The organism is Streptosporangium sp. NPDC049046 (assembly GCF_040649155.1).
Taxonomy (GTDB): Bacteria; Actinomycetota; Actinomycetes; order Streptosporangiales; family Streptosporangiaceae; genus Streptosporangium.
Genome location: NZ_JBEZEZ010000016.1, coordinates 1 through 23,744 on the forward strand (window position 1 = coordinate 1; position 23,744 = coordinate 23,744).

17 protein-coding genes are annotated in these 23,744 nt (G+C 70.5%); 13 read left to right on the plus strand and 4 right to left on the minus strand.

Annotated features, from left to right (window positions below):
* The first annotated feature begins 306 nt into the window (after window positions 1-306).
* Window positions 307-1,164 carry an alpha/beta hydrolase gene (locus tag AB0B96_RS22735; protein WP_362901529.1) on the plus strand — a complete coding sequence of 286 codons (858 nt, stop codon included), beginning with the start codon at window positions 307-309 and terminating at the stop codon, window positions 1,162-1,164.
* Window positions 1,165-1,495: 331 nt separating this feature from the next.
* Here AB0B96_RS22735 and AB0B96_RS22740 read toward each other — a convergent pair whose 3' ends face one another.
* A complete protein-coding gene (locus AB0B96_RS22740; RefSeq protein ID WP_362901531.1) occupies window positions 1,496-1,867 on the minus strand; it encodes a hypothetical protein in 372 nt (123 codons plus the stop codon).
* Between the two features lie 586 nt (window positions 1,868-2,453).
* On the opposite strand from AB0B96_RS22740, the gene AB0B96_RS22745 reads away from it, so the two are divergent.
* Window positions 2,454-5,399: a glycosyl hydrolase gene (locus tag AB0B96_RS22745; protein WP_362901533.1), complete on the plus strand. Its 2,946-nt coding sequence runs from the start codon at window positions 2,454-2,456 to the stop codon at window positions 5,397-5,399.
* A gap of 6 nt (window positions 5,400-5,405) precedes the next feature.
* Here AB0B96_RS22745 and AB0B96_RS22750 read toward each other — a convergent pair whose 3' ends face one another.
* Window positions 5,406-6,302, minus strand: a complete 897-nt coding sequence (locus tag AB0B96_RS22750) for a hypothetical protein (RefSeq protein ID WP_362901535.1) — start codon at window positions 6,300-6,302, stop codon at window positions 5,406-5,408.
* Between the two features lie 342 nt (window positions 6,303-6,644).
* Here AB0B96_RS22750 and AB0B96_RS22755 point away from each other — a divergent pair, with 342 nt between their 5' ends.
* The 6 genes from AB0B96_RS22755 to AB0B96_RS22780 all read left to right on the plus strand — a co-directional run bounded on the left by AB0B96_RS22755 (window position 6,645) and on the right by AB0B96_RS22780 (window position 13,282).
* Window positions 6,645-7,712 carry a hypothetical protein gene (locus AB0B96_RS22755; RefSeq protein ID WP_362901537.1) on the plus strand — a complete coding sequence of 356 codons (1,068 nt, stop codon included), beginning with the start codon at window positions 6,645-6,647 and terminating at the stop codon, window positions 7,710-7,712.
* A gap of 227 nt (window positions 7,713-7,939) precedes the next feature.
* Window positions 7,940-8,896 carry a TIGR03885 family FMN-dependent LLM class oxidoreductase gene (locus tag AB0B96_RS22760; RefSeq protein ID WP_362901539.1) on the plus strand — a complete coding sequence of 319 codons (957 nt, stop codon included), beginning with the start codon at window positions 7,940-7,942 and terminating at the stop codon, window positions 8,894-8,896.
* Between the two features lie 335 nt (window positions 8,897-9,231).
* Window positions 9,232-9,702, plus strand: coding sequence for an ATP-binding protein (locus AB0B96_RS22765; protein ID WP_350944949.1), 471 nt, complete (start codon window positions 9,232-9,234; stop codon window positions 9,700-9,702).
* A gap of 270 nt (window positions 9,703-9,972) precedes the next feature.
* The gene (locus tag AB0B96_RS22770) at window positions 9,973-11,274 is read left to right on the plus strand and encodes an MFS transporter (protein ID WP_362901542.1); all 1,302 of its coding nucleotides are present in this window, start codon (window positions 9,973-9,975) and stop codon (window positions 11,272-11,274) included.
* A gap of 178 nt (window positions 11,275-11,452) precedes the next feature.
* The gene (locus AB0B96_RS22775; RefSeq protein ID WP_350944953.1) at window positions 11,453-12,616 is read left to right on the plus strand and encodes a M20 family metallopeptidase; all 1,164 of its coding nucleotides are present in this window, start codon (window positions 11,453-11,455) and stop codon (window positions 12,614-12,616) included.
* Between the two features lie 252 nt (window positions 12,617-12,868).
* Window positions 12,869-13,282 carry a VOC family protein gene (locus AB0B96_RS22780; RefSeq protein WP_350944954.1) on the plus strand — a complete coding sequence of 138 codons (414 nt, stop codon included), beginning with the start codon at window positions 12,869-12,871 and terminating at the stop codon, window positions 13,280-13,282.
* Between the two features lie 64 nt (window positions 13,283-13,346).
* On the opposite strand, the gene AB0B96_RS22785 is transcribed toward AB0B96_RS22780, so the two are convergent.
* A complete protein-coding gene (locus AB0B96_RS22785) occupies window positions 13,347-15,638 on the minus strand; it encodes a hypothetical protein (RefSeq protein ID WP_362901545.1) in 2,292 nt (763 codons plus the stop codon).
* A 649-nt stretch (window positions 15,639-16,287) separates the two neighbouring features.
* Here AB0B96_RS22785 and AB0B96_RS22790 point away from each other — a divergent pair.
* From AB0B96_RS22790 to AB0B96_RS22810, 5 genes are all read left to right on the plus strand, one after another.
* Window positions 16,288-16,920 (plus strand): hypothetical protein, encoded by a 633-nt coding sequence (locus AB0B96_RS22790; RefSeq protein WP_362901547.1) that lies wholly within the window; start codon window positions 16,288-16,290, stop codon window positions 16,918-16,920.
* 73 nt (window positions 16,921-16,993) lie between these two features.
* Window positions 16,994-17,551: an SdpA family antimicrobial peptide system protein gene (locus AB0B96_RS22795; protein WP_362901549.1), complete on the plus strand. Its 558-nt coding sequence runs from the start codon at window positions 16,994-16,996 to the stop codon at window positions 17,549-17,551.
* Window positions 17,545-18,708: a sporulation-delaying protein SdpB family protein gene (locus tag AB0B96_RS22800; protein ID WP_362901551.1), complete on the plus strand. Its 1,164-nt coding sequence runs from the start codon at window positions 17,545-17,547 to the stop codon at window positions 18,706-18,708. The genes AB0B96_RS22795 and AB0B96_RS22800 overlap by 7 nt, the downstream gene beginning before the upstream one ends.
* On the plus strand, window positions 18,705-19,166 hold the full coding sequence (locus AB0B96_RS22805; protein ID WP_362901553.1) for a DUF393 domain-containing protein: 462 nt from the start codon (window positions 18,705-18,707) through the stop codon (window positions 19,164-19,166). The genes AB0B96_RS22800 and AB0B96_RS22805 overlap by 4 nt, the downstream gene beginning before the upstream one ends.
* A gap of 199 nt (window positions 19,167-19,365) precedes the next feature.
* Window positions 19,366-20,016 carry a hypothetical protein gene (locus AB0B96_RS22810; protein WP_362901555.1) on the plus strand — a complete coding sequence of 217 codons (651 nt, stop codon included), beginning with the start codon at window positions 19,366-19,368 and terminating at the stop codon, window positions 20,014-20,016.
* A 181-nt stretch (window positions 20,017-20,197) separates the two neighbouring features.
* Here the strand turns inward: AB0B96_RS22810 and AB0B96_RS22815 are convergent, their stop codons facing one another.
* Window positions 20,198-23,557: a BTAD domain-containing putative transcriptional regulator gene (locus AB0B96_RS22815; protein WP_362901557.1), complete on the minus strand. Its 3,360-nt coding sequence runs from the start codon at window positions 23,555-23,557 to the stop codon at window positions 20,198-20,200.
* Window positions 23,558-23,744 lie beyond the last annotated feature (187 nt).

The window sequence follows — 23,744 nt, forward strand, 5'->3', positions numbered from 1 at the left end:
AGTGTTCGGGGGGGGGCGCTTTATTTAATTTCGGGTTGTCCCCAACTACCACACCGCTGGGGGGGGGGTGGGGCCTCCCCCCTCCCCCCCCCCCCACGACGCGTGGTGTCCCCCCTGAGGGGAAGTGGGCAGGACGGTGGCGGTGGTGCGGTCCGGCACGCACCGCCGACCCGGGGTGGCCCGCCACAGGAGGAGACGCTCTTTCGCCGCGACTGTGCGGGTGGGGATGTCGAGAACGCATCCGTGGCTCCGATTCTCTGTGATCAGAGAAGCGAGACGGCCGACGACTTTCGAGGAGAAGCGACCATGCAGCCCGTCAAGACGAACACCCTGAAGGTTCCCGGCGCGACCCTTCACTACGAGATCCGCGGCTCGGGGCCGACCCTGCTGCTGATCTGCGGCGGGGTTTACGACGCCGCCGGATACGCGGGTCTGGCCCAGCGGCTCGCCGACCGCTACACGGTGGTGACCTACGATCGGCGCGGCAACTCGCGCAGCCCGCTGGACGGGCCGCCCGAGTCGCAGAGCATCGAGACGCACGCCGACGACGCGCACCGCCTGCTGGTGGAGGTGGGCGTCACCGCCGACGAGCCCGCGTACGTCTTCGGCAACAGCTCCGGCGCGATCATCGGCCTGGAGCTGGCCACCCGCCACCCCGAGCAGGTGCGCACCCTCGTATCCCACGAGCCGCCGCTGTTCGAGCTGCTGCCCGACCGCGACCGCTGGCGCGATGTCATCCGGGACGTGGAGGAGGCGTTCGCCAAGGAGGGGACCGGAGCCGCGATGCAGGCCTTCGCCACCGGGTTCGACAGGACCGGCAGGGAGCACGAGGAGGCGGCCACCCAGGGAGAGCAGGAGGAGCTCACTCCCGAGGCGGCGGAGACGATGGCGCGGATGGAGAAGAACATGGAGTTCTTCATCGGCTACGAGGTGCCGCCGTTCGTGAGATACGTCCCCGACGCCGACGCGCTGCGGGCCTCCTCGGCACGCGTCGTGATGGTGGCGGGCGAAGCCTCGGAGGGGCAGCCACCTTACCGGGCCTCCTTCGTCGTCGCCGAGCAGATCGAGGGGACGCACGTGATGTTCCCCGGCGACCACGGGGCCTTCGGTAGCCTGCACGAGGAGTTCGCCGCCAAGCTCGACGAGGTGCTCTCGCGCCCCTGAGCGAACGCGGCCGACGGCCGTGTCTCTACTGGTTCGGAGCCAGGGCGACCCTTGGGGCGGGGTTCTTCGCGGGGTGGTTCTGGGGGAACGTGCGGAACGGCTCCGGTCGGACCTTTTATGGTCTGGCCGGAGCCGGTGTTTCCCTGGGGACGCTGATCAGGGGAAGGTGATCAGACGGTGGTGATCGCGGGGGACGGCGATCACCGGGGGGAGATGGGCGGGGTGGTGGTGACGGCGAGGACGGTGGTCACCGTGGTGGCCCGGGTGCTGTGTCGCAAGGGGAAGGTGTCGCAGGGGGCCAGGGGGGACGGCAGGTGTCGCGGAGCGGTGATCAGCCGACGTTGGCACAGATCGCGTAGACGCTGATGCCCACGTCGTTGTAGCCGATCTGGCGACCGAGCCCGATCCAGCCGTTGCCGTCGTCTGTGGGGAAGGAGCCCACCAGGATGGCCCCGTTGCCCTGCGCCTCGGCGCCGCCGCCGATGACCTTCTTCCCGCCGGGGCAGTAGACCACGCGGCGCTGGAAGTTGGGCACGTTGGCGTTCGGCAGCTTGACGATCTGGTAGCCGGTGAAGTCGGCGGCGGCGGGAGCATCGGGGACGGTGGGCACGGAGGCCGTGGCCGGAGCGGCGGCGGTCATCGTGGTCAAACCCGCGACGGCGGCGGCGCTCAGCACGGCGGTCATGAGCTTCCTGCTTCGCATGATGTCTCCTGTGGCAGAGGGTGCCTGTGTGTTCACAGAGAGTAATTCTTCATCACTCTCAGTGTCCAGCCCTGTTTTTGTCGCCGTCTCGCCAGTTGCGTCCGCCCTGGTGATCGGGCATGCGCGGGTGTGGGGGGAGGGTGTTCCGGGTGAAGGGTTCGCGCCGCCGAGGAGGTGCTCCAGGTGGGGGTTCACGTCGTCGAGGGGGTGGTCGACGGTGAACGGGGAGGGGTGCCCTCGGGGCCCGGCCGACGACGGGCGGGAGGGAGCGGGCGCCGTCAAGAGGTCGACCGGCGTTGAACGTCGACCGACTATGAGAGCGCTCTCAGATCAGGGTAGGGCCATTTCTTGATCGTCGGCCAGGCGGGCGATGTGATAGGTGGGCGGACGAAAAGATGGCGCCGCGCGGTAGAACGCCCTATTTTTCTGGGCTTACGCCCTCTCGCCTGCACCTCCGTCCTTTACCTACTCGTTACCAACGCGAAACATTGACTGACGTGACGCATCCCGTTACTTTTCGGTGAGAGAGCGCTCTCTCGTATCGGTCAGCTTCAGAGCCCGATTCCTCTCCCCGGAGGCACCCCCTATGGATCCCTCGATCCGGACCACGGGTCCGGACAGTGCGCACCCCCGCGAAGGACGACTCGCCCGGTCGGCGGCCCGCCTCAGGGCCCGCCGTCGCCGCCTCGCCGCCGGTGTGGTCGTCGCGATGGTGGCCGGGCTGCTCGGCCTCGGCGCCGCCCGCTCCGCGGAAGCCGCCACGGTCGGCGCCGGCAGCTACGCGGACACCCTCCCCGCAGGACGCTCGCTGCCGACCGGCTGCGGCTCCATCTCCACCAACCCCCGCCAGTGGGTGACGTCCAACGCCCCCGCGGGGGCCGTGCCCACCAACGACTGGTGGTCGTCGATCCTCTACAAGAAGACCGACTGTGCGTACGGTGAGCCGCTCCACGCGCACCCGATCTCGTACGACACCTTCGGCAACGGGCTCGGCTTCTCCTACAACACCACCCCCGCCATCAGCGGCACCGCGACCGGCGTCGGCGAGTACCACTACCCCTACGTCGAGAACATCCGCGTCGGCGTCGCGGGCCTGAACTCGCCGGACGTCAAGGTCGACGGCTGGAGCGACTGGACCGTCACCCCGTACTGGAGCGGCGGGGGCCGGACGATGAAGGCCACCATCGGCCACGGCCTGCCGTTCGCGTACTTCCAGATCACCGGCGGCAACGCGCAGATCACCGCCGCGGGCACCCCCACGGTGTGGTCCAACAGCGGCGCCACCATCGGCTTCACCGTCGGCGGCCGTGACTACGTCGCCTACGCGCCGACCGGAGCGACCTGGTCGGTGAGCGGCACCACGATCAGCTCCTCCCTCGCGGGCAAGGACTTCTTCTCGGTGGCGGCGCTTCCCGCGGGCGGCGACCGCGCGGCGCTGGCGAGCACCTACGGCCAGTACGCGCACGCGCACGTCACCGGCACCCGTGTCTCGTACGCCTACAACCAGTCCGCGAGCACGCTGACCACGACGTACGCCTTCACCACCACGGCGAGGCAGGGCAGCCAGACCGGCACGGTCATCGCGCTCTACCCGCACCAGTGGAACTACCTGACCGGCTCGACGCCGCTGGCGCAGACGTACGTGTCGGCGCGCGGGCAGATGAAGATCGTCACCGGTACGCAGTTCAGGACGACGATGAAGTACACCGGCGTCCTGCCCGAGGTCCCCGCGGTGGCCGACAGTTCGGGGGCGGACCTCACCACGGTCACCAACCAGCTCAACGCCGAACTCGGCAACCCGATGGACATCCGGGGCGACGACACCTACTGGACGGGCAAGGGCCTGGGCCGGGCCGCCCGCATCGCGGAGATCGCCGACCAGCTCAACCTGACGTCGGTGCGCACCGCCGCGCTGAACGCGATCCGCACCCGCCTCAACGACTGGTTCACCGCCTCACCGGGCAAGACGACCAGGGTCTTCTACTACAACCAGAACTGGGGGACCCTGCTCGGCTACCCGGCCTCCTACGGCTCCGACCTGGAGCTCAACGACCACCACTTCCACTACGGCTACTACATCGCCGCCGCCGCGACCCTCGCCAAGTTCGACCCCAACTGGGCGAAGGCGAGCCAGTACGGCGGCATGGTGGACCTGCTGATCCGCGACGCCAACAACTACGACCGGTCCGACACCCGCTTCCCGTACCTGCGCGACTTCGACATCTACGCGGGCCACGACTGGGCGTCGGGCCACGGCGCGTTCGGCTCGGGCAACAACCAGGAGTCGTCGTCGGAGGGCCAGAACTTCGCCAACGCCCTCATCCAGTGGGGACAGGCCACCGGCAACACCGCCGTCCGCGACGCGGGCATCTTCATCTACACGACCCAGGCCGCGGCGATCCAGGAGTACTGGTTCGACGTGCGCGACCAGAACTTCCCCGCCGCCTTCGGCCACAGCACGGTCGGCATGGTCTGGGGCAGCGGCGGCGCGTACGCCACCTGGTTCAGCGCCGAACCGGAGATGATCCAGGGCATCAACATGCTCCCGATCACCGGCGGGCACTTCTACCTGGGCGACAACCCCGCCTACGTGAACACCAACTACGCCGAACTGGTACGCAACAACGGCGGGCCACCCACGGTGTGGCAGGACATCATCTGGCAGTTCCAGGCGCTGGGCAACGGTGACGCGGCCCTGGCGAACCTGCGCGCCGCCGGAGGCTACACCCCGGAGGAGGGGGAGAGCAGGGCGCACACCTTCCACTGGATCCGCAACCTGGCCGCCCTCGGCACGGTGGACAACTCCGTCACCGCCAACCACCCGCTGGCGAAGGTGTTCAGCAAGAACGGGGCACGCACCTACGTCGCGTCCAACATCACCGGCAGCCCGCTCACGGTGACCTTCTCCAACGGCACCGTGCTCAACGTGCCGGCGGGCAAGACGGCCACCTCCGGCGCCTTCACCTGGAGCGGCGGCAACGCGGGGGGCGGCACCACGAACCCCGACCCGACCCCCACGCCGACCCCCACCCCGACGCCGACCCCCACCCCGACCCCGGGTGTCTTCGCCGCGACGCGCTACCTGCAGAGCGGCGGAGGGCTGACGGGCACGACCGGCACGGCGGGCAGCGTCACGCTGGCCGCCGCGAACGGCAACCACGACGGCGTCCCGACCAACGCCCAGGTCTTCACGGCGACCGGTCTCACCGCCAACCGCAACGGCGGCACCACCGCGTTCGACCTCTTCCTGGACTCGGGCACCGCGGTCGCGAACGGCACCCAGGTCAGGGTCTCCTACGACCTGACCGGCGACGGGAGCTGGGACAGGGTGGAGACCTACGCCTACTTCGCGACCGACCCGGTGACCGGCTGGGAGCACTACACGCAGGGGGCCGGCCCGCAGTCCTCCTCGGGCACGCTCGGCAACCTGTCGAACGGCCGGGTGAGGGTCGAGGTCTGGAACGCCATCGGCACCAACACCGTCAGCCTCGGTGTCGGTAACCGGTCCTTCGTACGGCTGCCGTTCGGCTGATCCCCCTCAGCCGATCCGCGAAGGGACGGCCGGGAGCGTGAGCCCCCGGCCGTCCTCGCTTTCCGCGAGTGAGCGCGGCAGGCCGATCGCGTTCGAGGGCGGAATGACGCCCGACTCCAGGACGGCCGTGGTCAGCGGGTGGAGCAGCAGGGCGAGCTCGGAGGTGCGCTCGTCTCCCAGGGCACGCCACGGGGCGGCCGCCGCCTCGTCGGTGAGCCGCTCGATCCGCCCGCGCTCCCGCGCACCCTCGGCCGTCAGCGCGCCGGAGTCGTCGACCCACCCGCGCTCGCGCAGGGCGGCGGCACCGGCCTCCCACTCCTCATCGTCCCAGTGCCGTCCCAGGCGCAGCTGCTCCAGATCCGTCTCGCCCGCCGCGACCTTGAGCAGGTGGGCCTGGACGGGGGAGACGCCGTGGGCGACGAGGGCGGCCACGTGCCCGTCGCCCCGGTGCTCGCGCAGCGTGGTCGCGGCCTGCCAGAGCAGCAGGTGCGGCTCGTCGGGCGCGGGCAGCGCCTGGTTGGCCGCGCCGAGCACCCGGCCGGCGGTGTCGGCGAGCCGCGCGGCCTCCCAGGCGAGGTCGGCCGCCGCGCGCATGTCGTCCGATCCGATCACCTTGTCGGTGAGCACGTTCCGCAGCGCCGCTCCCGCCCCGTCGAGCCTGGCGCGCAGCACGTCGCCGGGGGTGGCGAACGTCCACGCGTCGGGGAGCGCCCTGGCGACCCTCGCCGGGGGGAAACCGTGGAAGGCCGCCGTGACGACGCCGGGGCCGACCGGCCCGAGGGGCGCCGCCCTGGACGCGAAGTAACCCATCCAGAAACCGCGCATGCCGACCGCGTCGGACGCCGCCAACGCCTCGGGGGCGAAGTAGGTGACGGCGTGCAGGGGCTCAAGTAACTGCCACATGACACGCGGAACGTTCGGTTCGAGCTCCGGCACGGTCTCACACCCCGTCTAGGGATCCTGGCGGATCGGCTGTGCGTTGTTCATACGGTACTCGCAGGAACGACCGGGTGATCTCTGGGGGAGAAGACCGCCATCTGGTCGGAACCCTGACCTGATCTGGGAAGACGAAGTCATCTCACCCGTCAGGTTGGGTCTTTTCAAGGGGGGACGGGCGGGTTATCAAGAGCTCAGGACGAACTGTGATTCCAGACATTTCCGCTCACTTCGCTGGTTCCTCGGTCGCGTCCGATCGCCCAACCCCCCAAGCCGATGGAGTACGGCATGCCGCAGTTACGAAGAGTCATGATTCAAATTCTGTGTGTCATCGCGATGCTTGCCGCGAGCGTCACCGCGGCGGCAACGGGCGCGCAGGCCGCCGTTCCCAACCGGTGGGGTTTCGCGGTGGTCGACGTGACCTCCGGCGTCCCCGACATCAACCACCAGGCGGGCAGCTGGGCGCCGGGCTTCAACGTCACGGTCACCCCCGGCGTGGTCGGGCAGACGTACGTGAGGTTCCCGCAGCTCGCGATCAACGGCGGCGTCGTCCACGTCACGGCGATCTCCCAGAACGCCTACTGGTGCCAGGTGCAGAAATGGGGCCCCTCGGGATCCGACCTGCTGGTGGCGGTGCAGTGCTACCGGTACGGAGGGGCTCAGGTCTTCACCCCGTACAGCATCGTCTTCGAGCAGAGCACCGGCACCCTGCCCGCACCGCAGGCGTTCGGTTACGTGCACCACAACGGTGCCGGCATCGCCGACCAGTTCAACTCGGCCGGGGGCGTGAACACCGCCGTCCCCGGTGGGGTGGGCGTCTGGACGGTCACCCTGCCGGGCCTCGGCTCGGCGAGTGCCGCGGGAAACCTCCAGGTCACCGCGGTGAACCCCAACCAGCCCGCCCGCTGCAAGGTCGGCGCCTGGTCTCCGGGCGTGGGCGCGCAGGCGGTCCAGGTGCGCTGCCACAACGCGACGAACGTGCCGCTCAACACCGGATGGACCCTCACCTACCAGCGTGAGCGCGCCATCACCGGTGCGGCGATCCCGCCGAAGAACTTCGCCTACACCTTCGACACCAACCCGGCCAACCCCGGCCCGTACGCGCCGACGCCCGCGGGTCTGAACTACAACTCCCAGGGGGCCACGAACACGATCCAGAGCGCGGGACTCGGTCTGCGTCTGGTCACCTTCCCGAAGGTCGGGCTCCTGCAGGACCAGGTCCAGGTCACCGCGTACGGGCCGGGCCCCGAGTTCTGCAACCTGCAGAGCCTGTGGAACACCAACGCCGGCAATGCCATCGTGCGCAACGTCGCCTGCTACGACGCGGCCACCCGCGTCGACCGGCTCTCGTTCGTCACCTACACGTCGGCCTTCTGAGGCCCGGGTGATGTCCGGGTGAGGCCGAGCGCGGTACCGTCCGTGACCTCGGGCGGTACCGCGCTTCCCGTCCGGCCCGTTCCCCCGTACGCCTCCGGCCCGGCCATCCGTCCGAGCCGGTCACCCGTCAGGATCCGGCCCGGCCGCTCACGTGAGAGGCTCATCCGTACGGCCAGGTCGGGGGCGTGTGCCCGAATGGACGGCCTTCTCCCGGGTAGCCGGAGGCGATGACGACTTATGGCTTCCATTCCTCACACGAGCAGATCCACCCGGCAGAGCTTCTGAAAGCCGTCACCCAGGCCGAGCAGGCGGGGTTCGGGGCGGCGATGTCGTCGGACCACTTCTCCCCGTGGAGCGAGCGACAGGGGCAGTCGGGGTTCGCCTGGTCCTGGCTGGGCGCGGCGCTCCAGGCCACGAACCTGCCGTTCGGCGTTGTGAACGCCCCCGGCCAGCGCTACCACCCCGCGATCATCGCCCAGGCGATCGGCACCCTCGGGGCGATGTTCCCCGAGCGCTTCTGGGCCGCCCTCGGCACGGGCGAGGCGAGCAACGAGCACATCACCGGTGACCGCTGGCCGCGCAAGGAGCTTCGCACGCGGCGTCTGCGGGAGTGTGTCGACATCATCAGGGCGATGCTGGCGGGGGAGGAGGTGAGCCACGACGGCCTGGTGACCGTCGACCGCGCCCGGTTGTGGACCCGGCCCGAGGTCCCGCCGAAGTTGGTCGGCGCGGCGGTGAGCGTCGACACGGCCCGCTGGTGCGCGGAGTGGGCCGACGGCCTGATCACCGTGGGAGGACCGGTCGACCACCTGCGCGAGGTCATCGGCGCCTACCGGGACGCCGGAGGTAAGGGGAAGGTGGCGCTCCAGGTTCACCTCAGCTGGGCCGAGAGTGACGACGAGGCGATGGCCATCGCCCACCACCAGTGGCGAAGCAATGTCTTCTCCCCGCCGGTCAGCTGGGATCTCGACACCCCCGAACTCTTCGACGTGGTCTCCGCGGACGTCTCGTCCGAGCAGATCGCCGAGGTCGTCAACGTCTCGTCCGACCTGGGCTGGCACGCCGCCAGGATCAACGAGTACGCCGACCTGGGCTTCGAGGAGATCTATCTGCACCATGTGGGCCAGGAGCAGGCCCCCTTCATCGACGCGTTCGGCGCGAAGGTCCTTCCCCAGCTGCGCTGACGTGGTCGCGGCCCTTCCAGGCGCGTTGGTCCGGGAGGGCGGGAGACAAGGGCACGGACGGGTTCACGGACGGGTTCACGGAGGGAGGGGCGGGGCGCGGGCGGGTTCACGGACGGAGGGGAACCCGCCCAGGTGGTGTGGCGTGGTGTCCGGTAAGGGGTGGTGATGACTCCTGCTGGGGTCTGTGGCCCCATTCTCCCCAAACGTCACGAAACGCACTGACTTATCGTCACTCTTACGACATCTAATAGAAACAATTAGGAGGGAATCAATTCCCAGACGTGACCGGATGTTCTACATTTGTCATGGGAGCGCTCCCATCAGAAGGAGGCGCAGTGTCTCTCCAGCACAACTCATCCGCGGCGGCCCTCGAGGTCGCCCACGAGTACGTAGGCGAGTGCCTGCTGCCCGCCGTCCCCGCGAGCGTGCGCGACGCCCGCTCGCTGGTTCGCCGGGAGCTCTCCCTGTGGGGCGCTGACGATCTCATAGACGACTGCATGCTGATCGTGAGCGAGCTGGTCACCAACGCCGTCAGGTACGGCGGCGCCGCGTGCGCGCTGCGCATCCGAGGCGGCGAGAACCTCGTCCGCGGTGAGCTCTTCGACCCCGGGGCGGGAGTTCCCCGCATGTGTGCCCGCGACATGGACGCCACCAGCGGCCGGGGCCTCCAGATCGTCGACTCCCTCGCCGACGACTGGGGCGTCGCCCATCCCGCCACCGGAGGAAAGATCGTCTGGTTCGTGCTCGGCCTGCCCGCCTCCCCCCGCTCGCATTCCGCCGTCGCCCCGGTCCTGCAGCTCAAGTAGGCGCCACGCGCCCCGAACCGCCCGGCCGCCCGGGGAACGCGCGGCCCAGGAGCACGATCGTCCGCCGGGGGTGAGAGGCCCGCGGCCCAAGACAGCCGTCCGCCAGGTGTGAGATCCGCCGCCCAAGGTCGCACGGCCGTCCGACCCTCCCGATGACCTGGTGTTTTCGCGCGCCGGGGGTGGGTGTCCCGCGGTGTCGGCGCGCCCCGTAGTGTGCGGACGATCGCCCCCCAGGGCGATCGGCCCCCCAGGGAGAGAAACGCATCACCCATGACGACGTACGACCACACCCGCCGCGCCTGCTACACCGGATATGTCACCCAGGCCATCGTCAACAACCTGGCCCCCCTGCTGTTCATCGTGTTCCAGACCCGCTACCAGTTGCCGCTGGAGATGCTCGGGCGCCTGGTGCTGCTCAACTTCGCCACCCAGCTGGTCACCGACATCGTGGCCGTGAAGTTCGTGGACCGGACCGGTTACCGCGTCCCGCTGGTGCTGGCCCACGTCCTGTCGGCGCTGGGACTGATGCTGCTCGCGGTGGCCCCGGCCGTGTCGCCCTCCCCGTACCTGGGACTGTGCGTCGCGATCGTCGTCTACGCCGTCGGCGGCGGCCTGCTGGAGGTGCTCGTCAGCCCGGTCGTGGACGCGCTGCCCAGCCCGCAGGAGGGCAAGGCCGCGGCGATGAGCCTGCTGCACTCCTTCTACTGCTGGGGACAGGTCGCGGTGGTGGCGGGCAGCACGCTGCTGCTGGCCTGGATCGGCCAGGACGCCTGGCAGGTCCTGCCCGTCGCCTGGGCGCTGGTCCCGCTGGTCAACATGGTGGCGTTCCTGAGGGTGCCGCTGCCCGCGACCGTGCCCGACGAGCACCGCACCTCCCTGCGGGCGCTCTTCGGGGCTCCCGCCTTCGCCGCCGCCCTCGTGCTGATGCTCAGCGCGGGCGCGGCCGAGCTGACCATGTCGCAGTGGTCCTCCCTCTTCGCCGAGGAGGGGCTGGGAGTCTCCAAGGTGTGGGGCGACCTGGCGGGTCCGTGCCTGTTCGCGGTCCTGATGGGCATCGGCCGCATCGTCTACGGCCTGTGGGGTGAGAAGATCCCGCTGGTGCCCGCTATGGCCTCGTGCGGCGCGCTGGCGACCGTCTGCTATCTCGTCGTCTGCCTGTCCTCCAACCCGGTGGTCAGCCTCATCGGCTGCGCGGTGTGCGGCCTCGCCGTCAGCCTCCTGTGGCCGGGTACCTTCAGCCTCGCCGCGGCCCGCTTCCCCCTCGGCGGCGCGGCGATGTTCGGCGTGCTCGCCGTCTTCGGGGACGCCGGTGGCGCGGCCGGCCCCTGGATCGCCGGGGCCGCCGCGGACGCCTCCGCCGCCGCCGGCGGGTTTCTCGCCACCCTGTCGGCCGCGCTCCCCGACGACGGCGGCTCCGGTCTGCGCACCGGCATCCTCGTCGCCGCCGTCTTCCCGATCACCGTCGTCGCCCTCACCCTCGCGTACGCCGTCCGGGGGAGGAACGCGGGCACAGTAGCGGGCACGGCGACGGGCGAGGCGCCCGGTGAGGTGGAGCGGCCGATCGGCGGGTGAGCCGGCGGGGATATTCGGGCATGACATTTCCTTGGGAACGGCCCCGCCTCACCCATGCACCATGAGAACGGCACCACGCACAGCAGAGGGAGATCCATGATCGGCACCCACGTCCGCGCGCTCGCACAGGAGGGCGCGTGAGGGTCGGCCACGACGCACCCCGGTCCGGGGAGGGGCGATGAACGAGGTTCGTGAGCGGCTCCGCGCCGCCCTGCACGCCGAACTGCCCGCCGCCTTCCAGCTACGGCGAGAACTGCATGCCGAGCCCTGCGTCTCGGGAAAGGAGGAGCCGACCCTCAAGCGTGTGCTGGACGCGCTGCCCGAGGGCAACGCGATGGAGCGGGTGGCCGTGACCGGCGCGCTCCTGCGGGTCGGCGGCGAAGGGCTCGCCGTCGGGGTACGCGGAGAGCTGGACGCCCTGCCGATCCCCGAGGAGACGAACGTTCCCTGGGCCTCGCGCAACGGCGCGATGCACGCCTGCGGCCACGACGTGCACCTCGCGGCCCTGGTCGCGCTGACCAGGGCGGTCGACCGGGTACGGGCGCCGGCGCCGATGGTCGCGGTGCTGCAGCCGCGTGAGGAGACCCCTCCCTCCGGTGCCAGGGACATCGTCGAGTCGGGCGCGCTGCGCAGGAACCAGGTCGGCGCGATGATCGCGGCACACGTCCAGCCGGTGCTCGGCGCGGGTGAGACGGCCTGCACCCCCGGCGCGGTCAACGCCTCCTCCGACGAGTTCGCCGTCGTCGTCCGCGGGCAGGGCGGGCACGCGGCCTACCCTCACCTGTCCAGTGATCCGGTTCTCGCGCTCGCCCAGATCATCGTGGCCGCGCAGCAGCTCGTGAGCCGCGACGCCGACCCGATGACGCCGACCGTGGTCACCTTCGGGACCGTGTCGGCGGGCAACGCCCCCAACGCGATCCCGGGACAGGCCGCGGCGCGCGGCACCCTCCGTACGATGTCGGAGCCCTGGCGCCGGCAGCTGCACCACCGCTTCCGCGAGGTCGTCGAGGGGGTCGCCCGCGTCCACGGCTGCGAGGCGGAGGTACGGATCGCGAACGGGGAGCCGGTGCTCGTCAACCACGCCCGGCTCGCCGAGGAGACCGGCCGCATCCTCGTCGAGGTGGCCCACCACATGCCCGCGACGCTGCGCTCCTGCGGCGCCGACGACTTCGCCCACTTCGCGTCGGTCGTGCCGTCGCTGATGCTGTTCGTGGGCACCGACACGACCTCGGGGCTGCACAGCCCGTACTTCCTGCCGGGAGACGAGACCGTGACGGCGGTCGCCGAGAGCCTGCTCGCCGCCTACCTCGCCGCCGCGCGGGTGATCGGCGCGGACACCTGAGCGGGCGTTCCCGGCGTGGGCTCCGAGGTCGGCGGCGGTTGACAGCCGCCACGCGGGCCTGTAGAAAGCCGAATGACCATAAATCGAACAGGTTGTCGAATGGTGGACGCCGACCGGCTCGACCCACGTTCGCGGGACTCGCCGGTCTGAGGAGGCGGGCGAGGTCGCGGTGACGGGGCCGGTCGTGCCGTCGCCGCTGTGAGCCGACCGGCCCCCTTCGCAGCAGGGGCCGCCGACAGAAGGAGCGAACTCGTGAACTGGACCCTGGAAGTGGTCGTGGTCCCGGTCAGTGACATCGACCGTGCCAAGGACTTCTACGCGGAGAAGCTCGGCTTCACGGTGGACCACGACACCCGGATCGACGGCGGCCCCCAGTTCGTCCAGCTCACCCCTCCGGGATCCGGTTGCTCGATCGTCCTGGGGAAGGGGTTCGTCGCCATGGAGCCGGGCTCGCTCCAGGGGCCGCAACTGGTGGTCTCCGACGTCCACGCGGCCCGCGCGCACCTCGTCGAGCGAGGTGTGGAGGTGAGCGAGGTGCAGGTGCTGGGCCCGTCGGGCGCCCGCCCGAGCCGTGAGGGCGACGACCTGAACAACGTGGGATTCGTCTTCTTCAAGGACCCGGACGGCAACGGCTGGGCCGTGCAGCAGATAACCTCCCGCGGCTGATCGGTTTTACGGCCGCGGGAGCGCTCGTCCGGGAGTCCACGACCCCTCGAAGGCCACGGGGCGGTCAGTTGGTACGGGTATTGGGGAGGTGCCCGCCCAGGTAGCCGATCCAGATCTTGCCGGTGGCGCCGCCGGAGTCGTCGTGGAAGTACATCCGGGGCGCGGGATAGCCCACCGGCCGCAGCTTGACGTGGGACTCCATCAGGACCTGCCCGCCGGGGCTCACCTCGGGCGGGACGGCGAAGGTCCGGCGATCGCTGAACTTGGCGCGGGTGACCACGCTCTTCGACTCGCGCATGGACAGCATCCCGGTGGGGATGGTGCGGCGCCCGGGGGAGCCCTGGGCGCACCAGTCGTAGAAGCCGCCCGCGAACTCCCCTCCGGACCGGGCCCTCGCGAAGTCCTCCAGGGCGCGCAGGGAGTCCCAGGCCTTCGCCGCCCAGGTCCGCGACTGGGCCGGATGGTCCAGGTCCAGCCGGGCGGCGGGACCGTCGGTGTCGCCGACGACGATGTGGCGCAGGCTCTGGCGGGCCTCGATCAGGACCTCGATCAGGCTGGCGGGTTCGAAGACGGGCACCTCCTCGTTCACGCCGTACACGGGCTGGCCCGCCTCCGCGAGCCTCGCCTCCAGCCAGCGGACCCGCTCGGTGAGCTTCCTCGCGTTCGTGACGGCCTCGGCGTACTCCTCGGTGAGCAGCCGATGCTCCTCGCGCAGGCTCCTGGTCCGCGTGGCCGACCGCTCGCTCCCCTCCTCCGTGACGGATCCGTCGATGTGACGTCCGTTGCCGTGCCCCCGGGATTCGACGACGTCGCCATGCCCTCCCGTGCCGTCGCTCCGGAGGTGCGTGAGGTCGCCATGCCGCCCGGCGACGATGTCACGCTGTTCCGCGACGATGTCGCGCAGGCCGGAAAGGTGCGCGCCGAGCGTGCGGATCTCGCGCAGCACCCGCTCGGAGTCACCGTCGGAATCACCGCCGGCGGCCTGTGACGACGTGGCGAGCCCCAGTGCCGTCTCCAGCTCCCCGCGCAGTTCCTTGACCACCATGTCCGCGACCACCTGGGCGATCTCCTCCGTACTCGACGCCGGGACGCCCGCCGAGGTGGTCGTTCCTGTCTCCGTGGGCTTTACGGGTTCCAGGGTGGCGGTGGGTTCCTCCGAGCCGGGAGCGGGTTCGGAGTCCTCGGCGGTCCCGGTGACCGAGGCGGGGGTGGTGGGAGCGGGGAGCGCGACGGGCGCGGGACGCCGGGTCATCGCCATCATCCGCCGCCGTAGCTCCTCACGAGCGGCATCGGTCTTGGCGGGCCGGGGCGCGGCGGCCTCGGAGATCTCACTCAGTTCGGCGCGTCCGGCGAGCACGCGGTAGACGACGCCGAGCGTCCGCCGGACGTCGTCGGGAAGCTCGCGATGGACGGTCGCACCGACCGCTCCGGTGGCGATCAGGTCTAGGGCGGCGACACCCTGTTCCCGGATCATGGCGGCGCCCATCGGCGGATGCCTGCGGGGGTAGGGCTCCCCAGCGGGGTCGAAGGGGGCGAGATAGGTGCGGATCCCGCCGCCGAACACCCCCAGCTCCTTGCCCATCGCCTTGTTGAACCGGTTCTGGGTGCGCAGGTCGGCGAGCCGTACGACCAGGCTCGCACCGGTGACCGCACCGGCCAGATAGTCGGCATGGGTCCGCACGCCCTCCGGGTTCTGCGGATCCACGGAGAGGACGAGGATCGGCACCCTCCGGAGAGGCTCGGTCATCACCGGGACGAACCGGTCCAGGTCATCCTCGTGGAGAACCAGCGGGCCGTCCTCCAGGTGGATGCCGCCGTCGCTGATCCGCGCGGTGCGCAGGTATGCGGGGAGGAACCCGGGCGCGCTCGCTGTGGGCGGTTCTCGCCTTTCCGCTCGCCCCGGCTCGTGCTTTCCGTTCCGGTACGACCCTGGTGCATGTCGTCCTTTTTCTGGTTTTCCATTCTGCTGAGACACCGGTTGGTGTCGTTCCGTTTCGTGCTTTCCGTTCTGGTACGGCGCCGGCCGGTGCCCTTCCGGGTCGTGTCCCTCGTGCCGGTCCACGGTGACGATCACCCAGCCGGTCATGCCCGCGACCGACTCGGTGTAGGTCACCCTGGTCTTCAGGTGCCCTTTCCCGTACGGCTCGTCCAGCGTGTACCGGCCGCAGTCGCCGCGCCGTTCCATCGTGAGCCGTGCCCGGCCGGCCTCGGCCTCGACCATCGCCCGCGCGGCACCCGGGGGCGGGAACCCCTTCTGCTCGACCCACTCCGAGAAGGTGCGGCGCAGCCGGATCGAGATCGGGGCGACCGGGTCGCGCAGCACCGCCTGGTATAACCGCGTTACATTCGACGCCATAGTCACGACACCTCATATGTCATCAACCTGGGGGATGTACGGCTCACTTCCGGTAAAAGGACGTCAGTCGTACGGGGTTGGATGTCAGCCGGGCTCCGCAGGTTCCAGCGGGGGCAAAGTGCGCCGTAAATGCTGTTTTAATGCGGAATTAGGCTGTATATGACGTAAATCGGGTTCAAGGGCTTCGTGTGCTGCCACAATCAACCGACTTTGTCACACCTCAGTGTGACGACATCCTGACGCGGTGTCGCGGTCTTTCCCGAGGTCGCAGCTGAGCGACCATCCGGAACGGCCGCCCGCGCGGGGCCTTTTCCCGGTCGAGAAGAATCCGAAACGGACACCGTCGTTGACGACGGTATGGAAACCCGCCGAGCCGCGGACCGGAGCGGGCCGGTGTGGTTTGGGCTGGTCCGACCGGGCTGGGCTGGGTTCCAAGTGATTCACTGGCGAGGGCGGCGCCGTTCCAAGCGCACGCCAAATCGCCTGTGACACCCTCCGTCGAAGCGGCGAAAAGTCCGTGGAGACAATGGCCGGAATCCAGCCTCTTTTGCGCCGGAATGTCGCGGACCGTAGGAAAAGGCTCCTGTCGCCGGCCAACGAGCTCACATCGGGATTCCGGGCGCCGTCTCACGTTCGTGGAAGGAGTTCGATGCGGGTATCGAAGACGGTTCTGGCGGCGTTGGCCGCGGGGTTGGTGGCCGGTGCGGTGGTGGTGCCGGTGCACGCGGCCGGTGCCAGTGCCGGTGCGGTCGTGGCCGGTGCTGGGGCCGTGGTTTCGGCGTATGACGGTGAGAGTGTCTATCGGGGTCTGATCCTGGGGATCGGGCCGGTGGCCGAGAGGTTCCCCGAGATCGTGCGTCCGGCCGGTGGGGTGACGGAGAAGCAGGAGGAGTTCGCCTCCGCGGTGGTGGCGGCGATCTCGAAGAAGGATCCGGCGTTCCTCGCCTCGTTCGGCAGGGAGATGACCAGCGGCGACCGGGTCAGGATCGACCGGGCCTTCACCAGGGCGCAGAACCTCACCCGCGACGTGCTGGCCGAACGGTTCGGCTTCAAGGCCGACTCCACGGCCGTCGACCAGGCGGCCGGCCTGGCGTTCTTCGTGTACATGGTCTATCTCGGCAACGTCTACGAGATCGTCAACGTGTACAAGATGGCCAACGCCGTCCGCGAGTCCAATGTCTACGAGATCGAGAACTGGACCGAGTCCCTGGTGAGCAAGGACCTGGCCAGGCTCGACCGCGAGCGTTTCGTCGACCTCGTCGCCAAGCGGCTCGCCGCCTGATCTCCGGCCCCCACGCCCGGTTCCGCGCCGCGTCCGGCGCGGAACCGGGCCTTGAGAATCCACGGAGATTCCGTTGACCGAAACCGCCATGGCCAGGCGCCTCGGGTGGGCGCTCGTCGGCATTGTCGCCTTCTGGGGATCAGTGATCTTCTACGTGGTGCACACCCAGCTGCCGAGCAACGCCATCTCGCTTCCCGGGCAGGAGCAGCTGAGGCTGACCATCACCACCCTCACCCCGCAGGGGTGGGCGTTCTTCACCAAGTCGCCGCGCGAACCGCAGATCGGCGTGTGGCAGCCCGCGAACACCGGCGGCTGGCAGGACGCGCGACTCGGCCCGCACTCGGAACCGCGCAACGTGCTGGGCTTCAACCGGCGCTCCCGGGCCCAGGGGCTGGAACTCGGCATCATGCAGACCTCGGTTCCCGCCGACGGATGGACGGCGTGTGACGGCGGCGACGTCGCCTCATGCCTCGACCGAGCCACCAGCGCCGTGACGATAAGCAACATCGCGCCCAACCCCATTCACTGCGGTTCGGTGGGCCTGGTCCAGCGCGAGCCGCTGCCGTGGGCGTGGGCCGGGAGCGACACGGCCATGCCCGCCACGGTCGCCCGATTGGAGGTCACATGCTGACCAGAGCCGGTCTCGCCGTCGCGCGCCTCGCGCGGGTCTCGCCGTGGACGAACGTCTACGGCCTGGCCCGTACCCTGATGGCGCTCGGCACGCTGGGCACACTGCTGTTCAGTCACAGCACCTCGCTCTTCCGCCCCGCGCAGGGAATGCCCGACTTCCCCAACTGCTCGGGCATCGCCCAGGTCAGCGTCTTCTGCGTGGTCCCGAGCGACCAACTGGAGATCGCCCGCTTCCTCTCGGTCAGCCTGCTGCTGCTCGTGGTCATCGGCTGGCGTCCGAGGTTCACCGCCCTGGGGCACTGGTGGGTCACGGTGAGCCTGATGGCGTCGGCCACCATCCCCGACGGGGGCGACCAGATCAGCGCGGTCGTCACCCTGCTGCTGCTTCCCGTCGCGCTGATGGACGGGCGCAGGTGGCACTGGGGCCCGCCCGCCGACGTGAGCGGACGCCCGGTCCTGTCGTTCTTCGCCTGGACGACCTTCTTCGTGATCCGCCTGCAGGTCGCGGGACTCTACTTCCAGGCGTCGGTGGCCAAGCTGAGCCACGCGGAGTGGGCCGACGGCACGGGACTGTGGTACTGGCTCACCGACCCGTTCTTCGGCATGCCGAGCTGGATCAAGCCGTTGCTCACCCCGATCCTGGTCAACCCGATCGGCGTCACCCTGATGACGTGGGGGCCACTCGTCATCGAGTTCGCGATCGCACTCGGAATGATCGCTCGCCGACCGGTCCGGCCGTACCTGCTCGCCGCGGGTGTCGCCTTCCACATCTCGATCGGTGTGCTCATGGGCCTCGGAAGCTTCATGTTCGCGATGCTCGCCTGCCTGGTGCTCCATTTGCGCCCGGTCGACGTGCCGTTCCGGCTGCCCAGCCGCCTGCGGGTTCTCGCCCGGCTCGACCGCGTACGGGCGACCTGGCCGGTCCTCACGCGCCGTACGGACGCGACCTCGGGGGCCGCCTCCGCCGTTCCTGACGAGGTGACGGCCGTTCCCGCACCGCAGGAGGCGTCGGTCGCACCGCAGGAGGTGGTGGTCGGCGCCGCGTCTCCGGAGGCGATCACCGCCCCCGACCCCGAGGACGAGGCCGGGCGGACGTCTCCCGTCCCCGCCGTCCCCGCTCCGGCCCATGCGGGCCCGGCTCCCGAGGGGCGGCCGTGATCCCGGTGGGAACGCCCGCGCGCTTCCTGGTCTACGACGGCGACTGCGGATTCTGCGCGAACGCGCTGCGCACCCTGCGCCGTGTGCTCCCCGACTGGCCGGACACCTTCGCCTGGCAGGCCCTCGACCTCGCACATCACGGGCTCTCGCCGGAACAGGTGGCCGGAGCCGCCTGGTGGATCGAGCAGGGGAAGGCGCCGGCCGGTGGCGCGCGGGCCTTCGCCGCGCTGCTCGTCTGGCAGCGCTCGCGCGGATGGCGCGTACTCGGGAGGCTCATGTCGGTCCCTCCGGTGTCCTGGGCGGCACACCTGGTCTACGCGGTGGTGGCCAGGACGCGGCACCGCCTGCCCGGTGGCACCCCCCTGTGCTCGGTACGCGGCGAGAGCCCGGAATGGCGGGCCGGTCTGTCGGCGAGATCGGCGTCAGAGCGCCCCTCGCGCCGCGAAGGACGGTCGTGACGGTCATGACCGGGCCGGGCGTCGCCGGCCCGAGCTCGAAGGAGCCCTGTTCCGGCCGGTCGTACCGGCCGGGACACGAGTGGGTTCCAGGCTGAGCCCGGCGGGCCCCGGGCGCGGCGCGAGGTGCGCCCACCGCCGGGGACCGCTCCGGTCTCACGACCGGGTTTCATCCATCGTTCACGTATGTGGAAGGAGTTCGATGCGGGTATCGAAGACGGTTCTGGCGGCGTTGGCCGCGGGGTTGGTGGCCGGTGCGGTGGTGGTGCCGGTGCACGCGGCCGGTGCCAGTGCCGGTGCGGTCGTGGCCGGTGCTGGGGCCGTGGTTTCGGCGTATGACGGTGAGAGTGTCTATCGGGGTCTGATCCTGGGGATCGGGCCGGTGGCCGAGAGGTTCCCCGAGATCGTGCGTCCGGCCGGTGGGGTGACGGAGAAGCAGGAGGAGTTCGCCTCCGCGGTGGTGGCGGCGATCTCGAAGAAGGATCCGGCGTTCCTCGAATCGTTCGGCAGGGAGATGACCAGCGGCGACCGGGTCAGGATCGACCGGGCGCTCACGATGGCGCGGAACCTCACCAGGGACGTGCTGGCGGAACGGTTCGGCGTCAAGGCCGATGCCACGGCCGCCGATCGGGCGAACGGCCTGGTGACCTATCAGATCGCCCCGATGGCGGGCTACGTCTACGAGGTCGTCACCGTCAACCAGGTCGTCAACGTGTACAAGGTTCTCAACATGGTCCGGGAGTTCGGCGACACCGCCGGGCAGGAGGGGAACGCGCTCGTGCTGGACCCGGACATGGCCCGGTTGCAGCACGAGCGTTTCGTGGATCTCGTCGCCGCACGGCTCACCGCCTGAGCGGCGTGCCCTTCGTCCCCTCGTCCTCTTGTCGCCGCGTGACTCGCCCTGCGGGCCTGCCTGAGCGGTTCACGGCTTGAGCGGTTCACGGTCTGGGAGTTTCACGGTCTGGGCGGCTTGTGGCCTGAGCGGTTCACGGCTTGAGTGGCTTGTGGCCTGAGTGGTTCACCATCTGAGCGGCTCATCGACCGAACGACGGCCCCACCCGCCGGGCAGCGCCCAGCGGGCCCGGGGCCGTTCCCGCCTCGCCGTTCCCTCGGGACAGCGCAGCCGTCGCCCGGTCCCGCCAGGCGGTGAGCCCGTTCCTGTCGGCCTGCCCGGCCAGGCTCAGGAGATGCCCGGCGGCGCTCTCGTGCTCGCCCAGCGTCGAGGCGAGCAGGGCGAGGAACCAGTCCACCGGGCCCGCCAGGGCGATGGCCGAGCCCACCGCGATGCTCCCGCTGTGCGGCAGTAGCGCCGCGTAGCTCTCCCGGCAGGCCGGGAGGTCGCCGACCACGGCTTGGGCCTCGCCCTGCAGGCAGGTCATGGTGAGCCAGGACCAGTCGCCCGGCGGCCTGGGCCAACCGTTCTCGACCGTTCGAGCGGCCTCCTCGACGCGGCCCTGGGCGCACAGCCGTAGAATCCCGGCGTCGTGGTCCATGGTGGTGTGGATGCCAGTGATCGAGTCGATCAGCGTCTCGGTGTCGGTCATGGAACCGCGCCGGTGATGCAGCAGGATGCGCCCGGTGGCCACCACCGCGCCCGCGTACCACATGCCGAGCCGTCCGGCCTGCCGCTCCGCCTCGCGATACAGCGCCTCGGCGTCGTCGAAACACTCGGCCAGGACCAGCCGGTTGGCGCGCCACATGGTGTGCTGGAATCGTGGCCAGGGCAGCGGCAGCCGTTCCAGCATCGCGTCGCAGCGGAGGGCGGCCTCGTCCGCGCCGGCCACGTCGAACAGCTGCAGCCTGTGATGGGTCAGCAGGATCCACCCGAGCAGCTCGTACTCCGGCATCCGGGTCCGCGACGCCAGTTCGACCAGCTCGGTGGCGATCTCGACCAGCTCGTGTGGGTGGGCCGCCTGGGGCAGCGAGAGCTGACGGGCGTTGAGCATCCGCATGAGCAGGTGCGGATCCCCCAGCCTGCGCGCCATCTCGACGGCCTCGGCGGAGAAGGAATCACAGCGCGGGTCGTCGCTTCCGTCGTAGAGCTCCTGCGCGAGCCCGCCGAGCAGCCTCGCCCGCTCGGGACCGTCCTCCTCAGGCAGCGACCGCAGGGCCACCTCGAAGCGGTGCACCAGCCGAAGCTCCACCTCCTCGTACGGGTTGCGCAGGGTCCAGGCCGACGGGGCGTCCAGCGAGGTCAGTACGCGGGCGATCAGCGTGGGGCCGCCCCGATCGGCGACGCGGTCGGCGACGCGGATGGCCCGTGCCCGCGCCTCGCGGGCGCCGAGCGGGTCCCCGGCCTTCAGCAGTGCCTGGATCTGCCGCAACAGGAGTTCGACGTGGTCGAGCGGGTCGCCGGCGGAGGAGCCGTGGGCCTCCACCGCCCGGCCCCACCACAGGGCCGCCTCCTCGTACGCGAGCCGGAGGGACGCCTGCTCCGCCACGGCGCGGGCCCACCTCGTCGCCTCGCCGTACGCGGCGGGACCGGCCTCGATCGCGTGATGGGCGATGACGGCCACGTCCACGGCGGGGCGGGCGGCGAGGGCCGCCATCACCTCCCGGTGGATCCTCGCCCTGCGCAGCGGAGGGATGTCCTCCAGGAGGGTCTCTCTGACCAGGTCGTGCGCGAAGGCCATGCGACGGTCGCGGGCCAGCAGCAGCCCGGCGTGCGCGGCCCTGTCCAGCGGGTCGTACACCTCCCCCCGGCACGCCTGGGCGACGACGTCGGGATCGAAGTCCCGGCCGATCACCGCCGCCCTCCTGAGCACCGTGCCGACCTGCGGGCCGAGCGCGGCCACCCGCCGCCGGATCAGGTCGGCGACCGCGCCGGGTACCGCGTCCAGGGTGCCGCCCTGGGCGAGCATCCGCACGGTCTCCCTGACGAAGAAGGGGTTGCCGCCGGTGCGTTCGGTCAGCGCGCGGGCGGCGCCCCCGTCGATCTCGACACCGATCTCCGCGGCGATGGCCCGTACGGTGTCGGAGCCGACACCGGTCAGCCGCAGGCGGAGCGGGTTGTGGCGGGCGAGCCGGCCCAGCACGCCGTCGAGGGGGAGCAGGTCCGCGCCCTCGCGGAACGCGGTGACCACCGTGACGGCGGCACCTCTCCCCGCGTCGTTCCCCATGCCGTTCCCCTCGTCGTTCTCCGCGTCACCGATGAGCGCGACCAGGTCGCCGAGCAGGCCGAGTGAGGCCGCGTCGGCCCACTGCAGATCGTCCAGGACGATCACCGTGGGCCGGGTCCGCGCGGTCTGCCTCACCCAGTCGGCGACGGCTTGGTGGCGGCGGAGCCGGGCGGCCTCCGCCGAGCCCGTGGGCGTCTCGTCGTCCATCAGCCCGGCGAGGGCATCGGGGTCCGGCGGGGGGTAGACCCGGGCGAGTGCCCGCAGGATCTGCAACCACGGCCAGAGCGGAGGAGCGCCCTCGGTCTCGGGACAGCGCCCCCACAGCACCAGACGGCCGGACTCGACGCACCGGTCCCTGAAGGCTTCGAGCAGCCACGTCTTACCGATGCCGGGCTCACCGCCCACCGTGGCGATCGCGAGTCCGCCGCCCCGCGCCGGCAGGCTCTCCAGGTCGGCGAGCTGCCGGTCCCTGCCGTGCGGGACCCGGCGGGCAGGGGAGATCGGGACGGGAACCTCGGGGGCGGAGGGGAGCAGGAGCCGGTCGGACTGCCGCAGGATGTCCGCCTCCAGGGCACGCAGCCCGGGACCGGGATCAAGGCCGAGCCGTTCGGCGAACAGGTCCCTGACCCGGCGCAGCACGGCCAGCGCGTCGGCCTGCCGCCCGGTGCGGTACAGAGCCAGGGCCAGCAGATGCCAGAGCCGCTCGCGCAACGGGTTCGCGTCCGCCTCGGCCTCCAGGCCGGTGATGACGGTCTGCGGACGGCCGAGATCCAGCCGGGCCTGGGCGCACCGCTCGACCGCGACCAGGCGCAGTTCGCGCAGGCGGTTGACCTCGGGGGCCGCCCACAGCTCACCGTGGAACTCGCCGTACGGCAGGCCGCGCCAGAGCCGCAACGCCTCCTCCACGCGGGTGAGTGTCTCGGCGGCGGGACGTGACTCCGTCCCGGACACCAGCTCGGTGAACCGGGCCGCGTCGACGTCGGTCGCGGCGAGCAGGTAACCGGGTGGCCGCCCGACGAGCAGTCGAGGCGGGGTGCGCGGCGGGCGTTCCGGCTCGATGATCCGGCGCAGGTTGGACACGTACGCCTGGACGGTGGCCACCACGCTCGGCGGCGGGGCGTCACCGTACAGGTCGTCGATCAGGGTATCGGTGGGGACGAGCGCGCCACCCGCGACGAGCAGCCGCGCCAGCACCGCCCGCTGACGTGGACCGCCCAGCCCCAGGCGAGCCTCGTCATGATGAACCTCCAGCGGGCCGAGAACCCGAAAATCCATGCCTACCGCCTTCTTACGGTTGGCACAGCAGGTGCGGACCACTGTGACAGGAACGCGAACTGGGGTACATCGAACATCGTTTACCCCCAGTCGGCAAACCGGGTCCGATGCCCAGATAAATCATGAAATGTCGCCAGGGCATGGAGGCTCGCCGTGTCCGGCCGCGATGTCGCGAACGCCCAGGCGA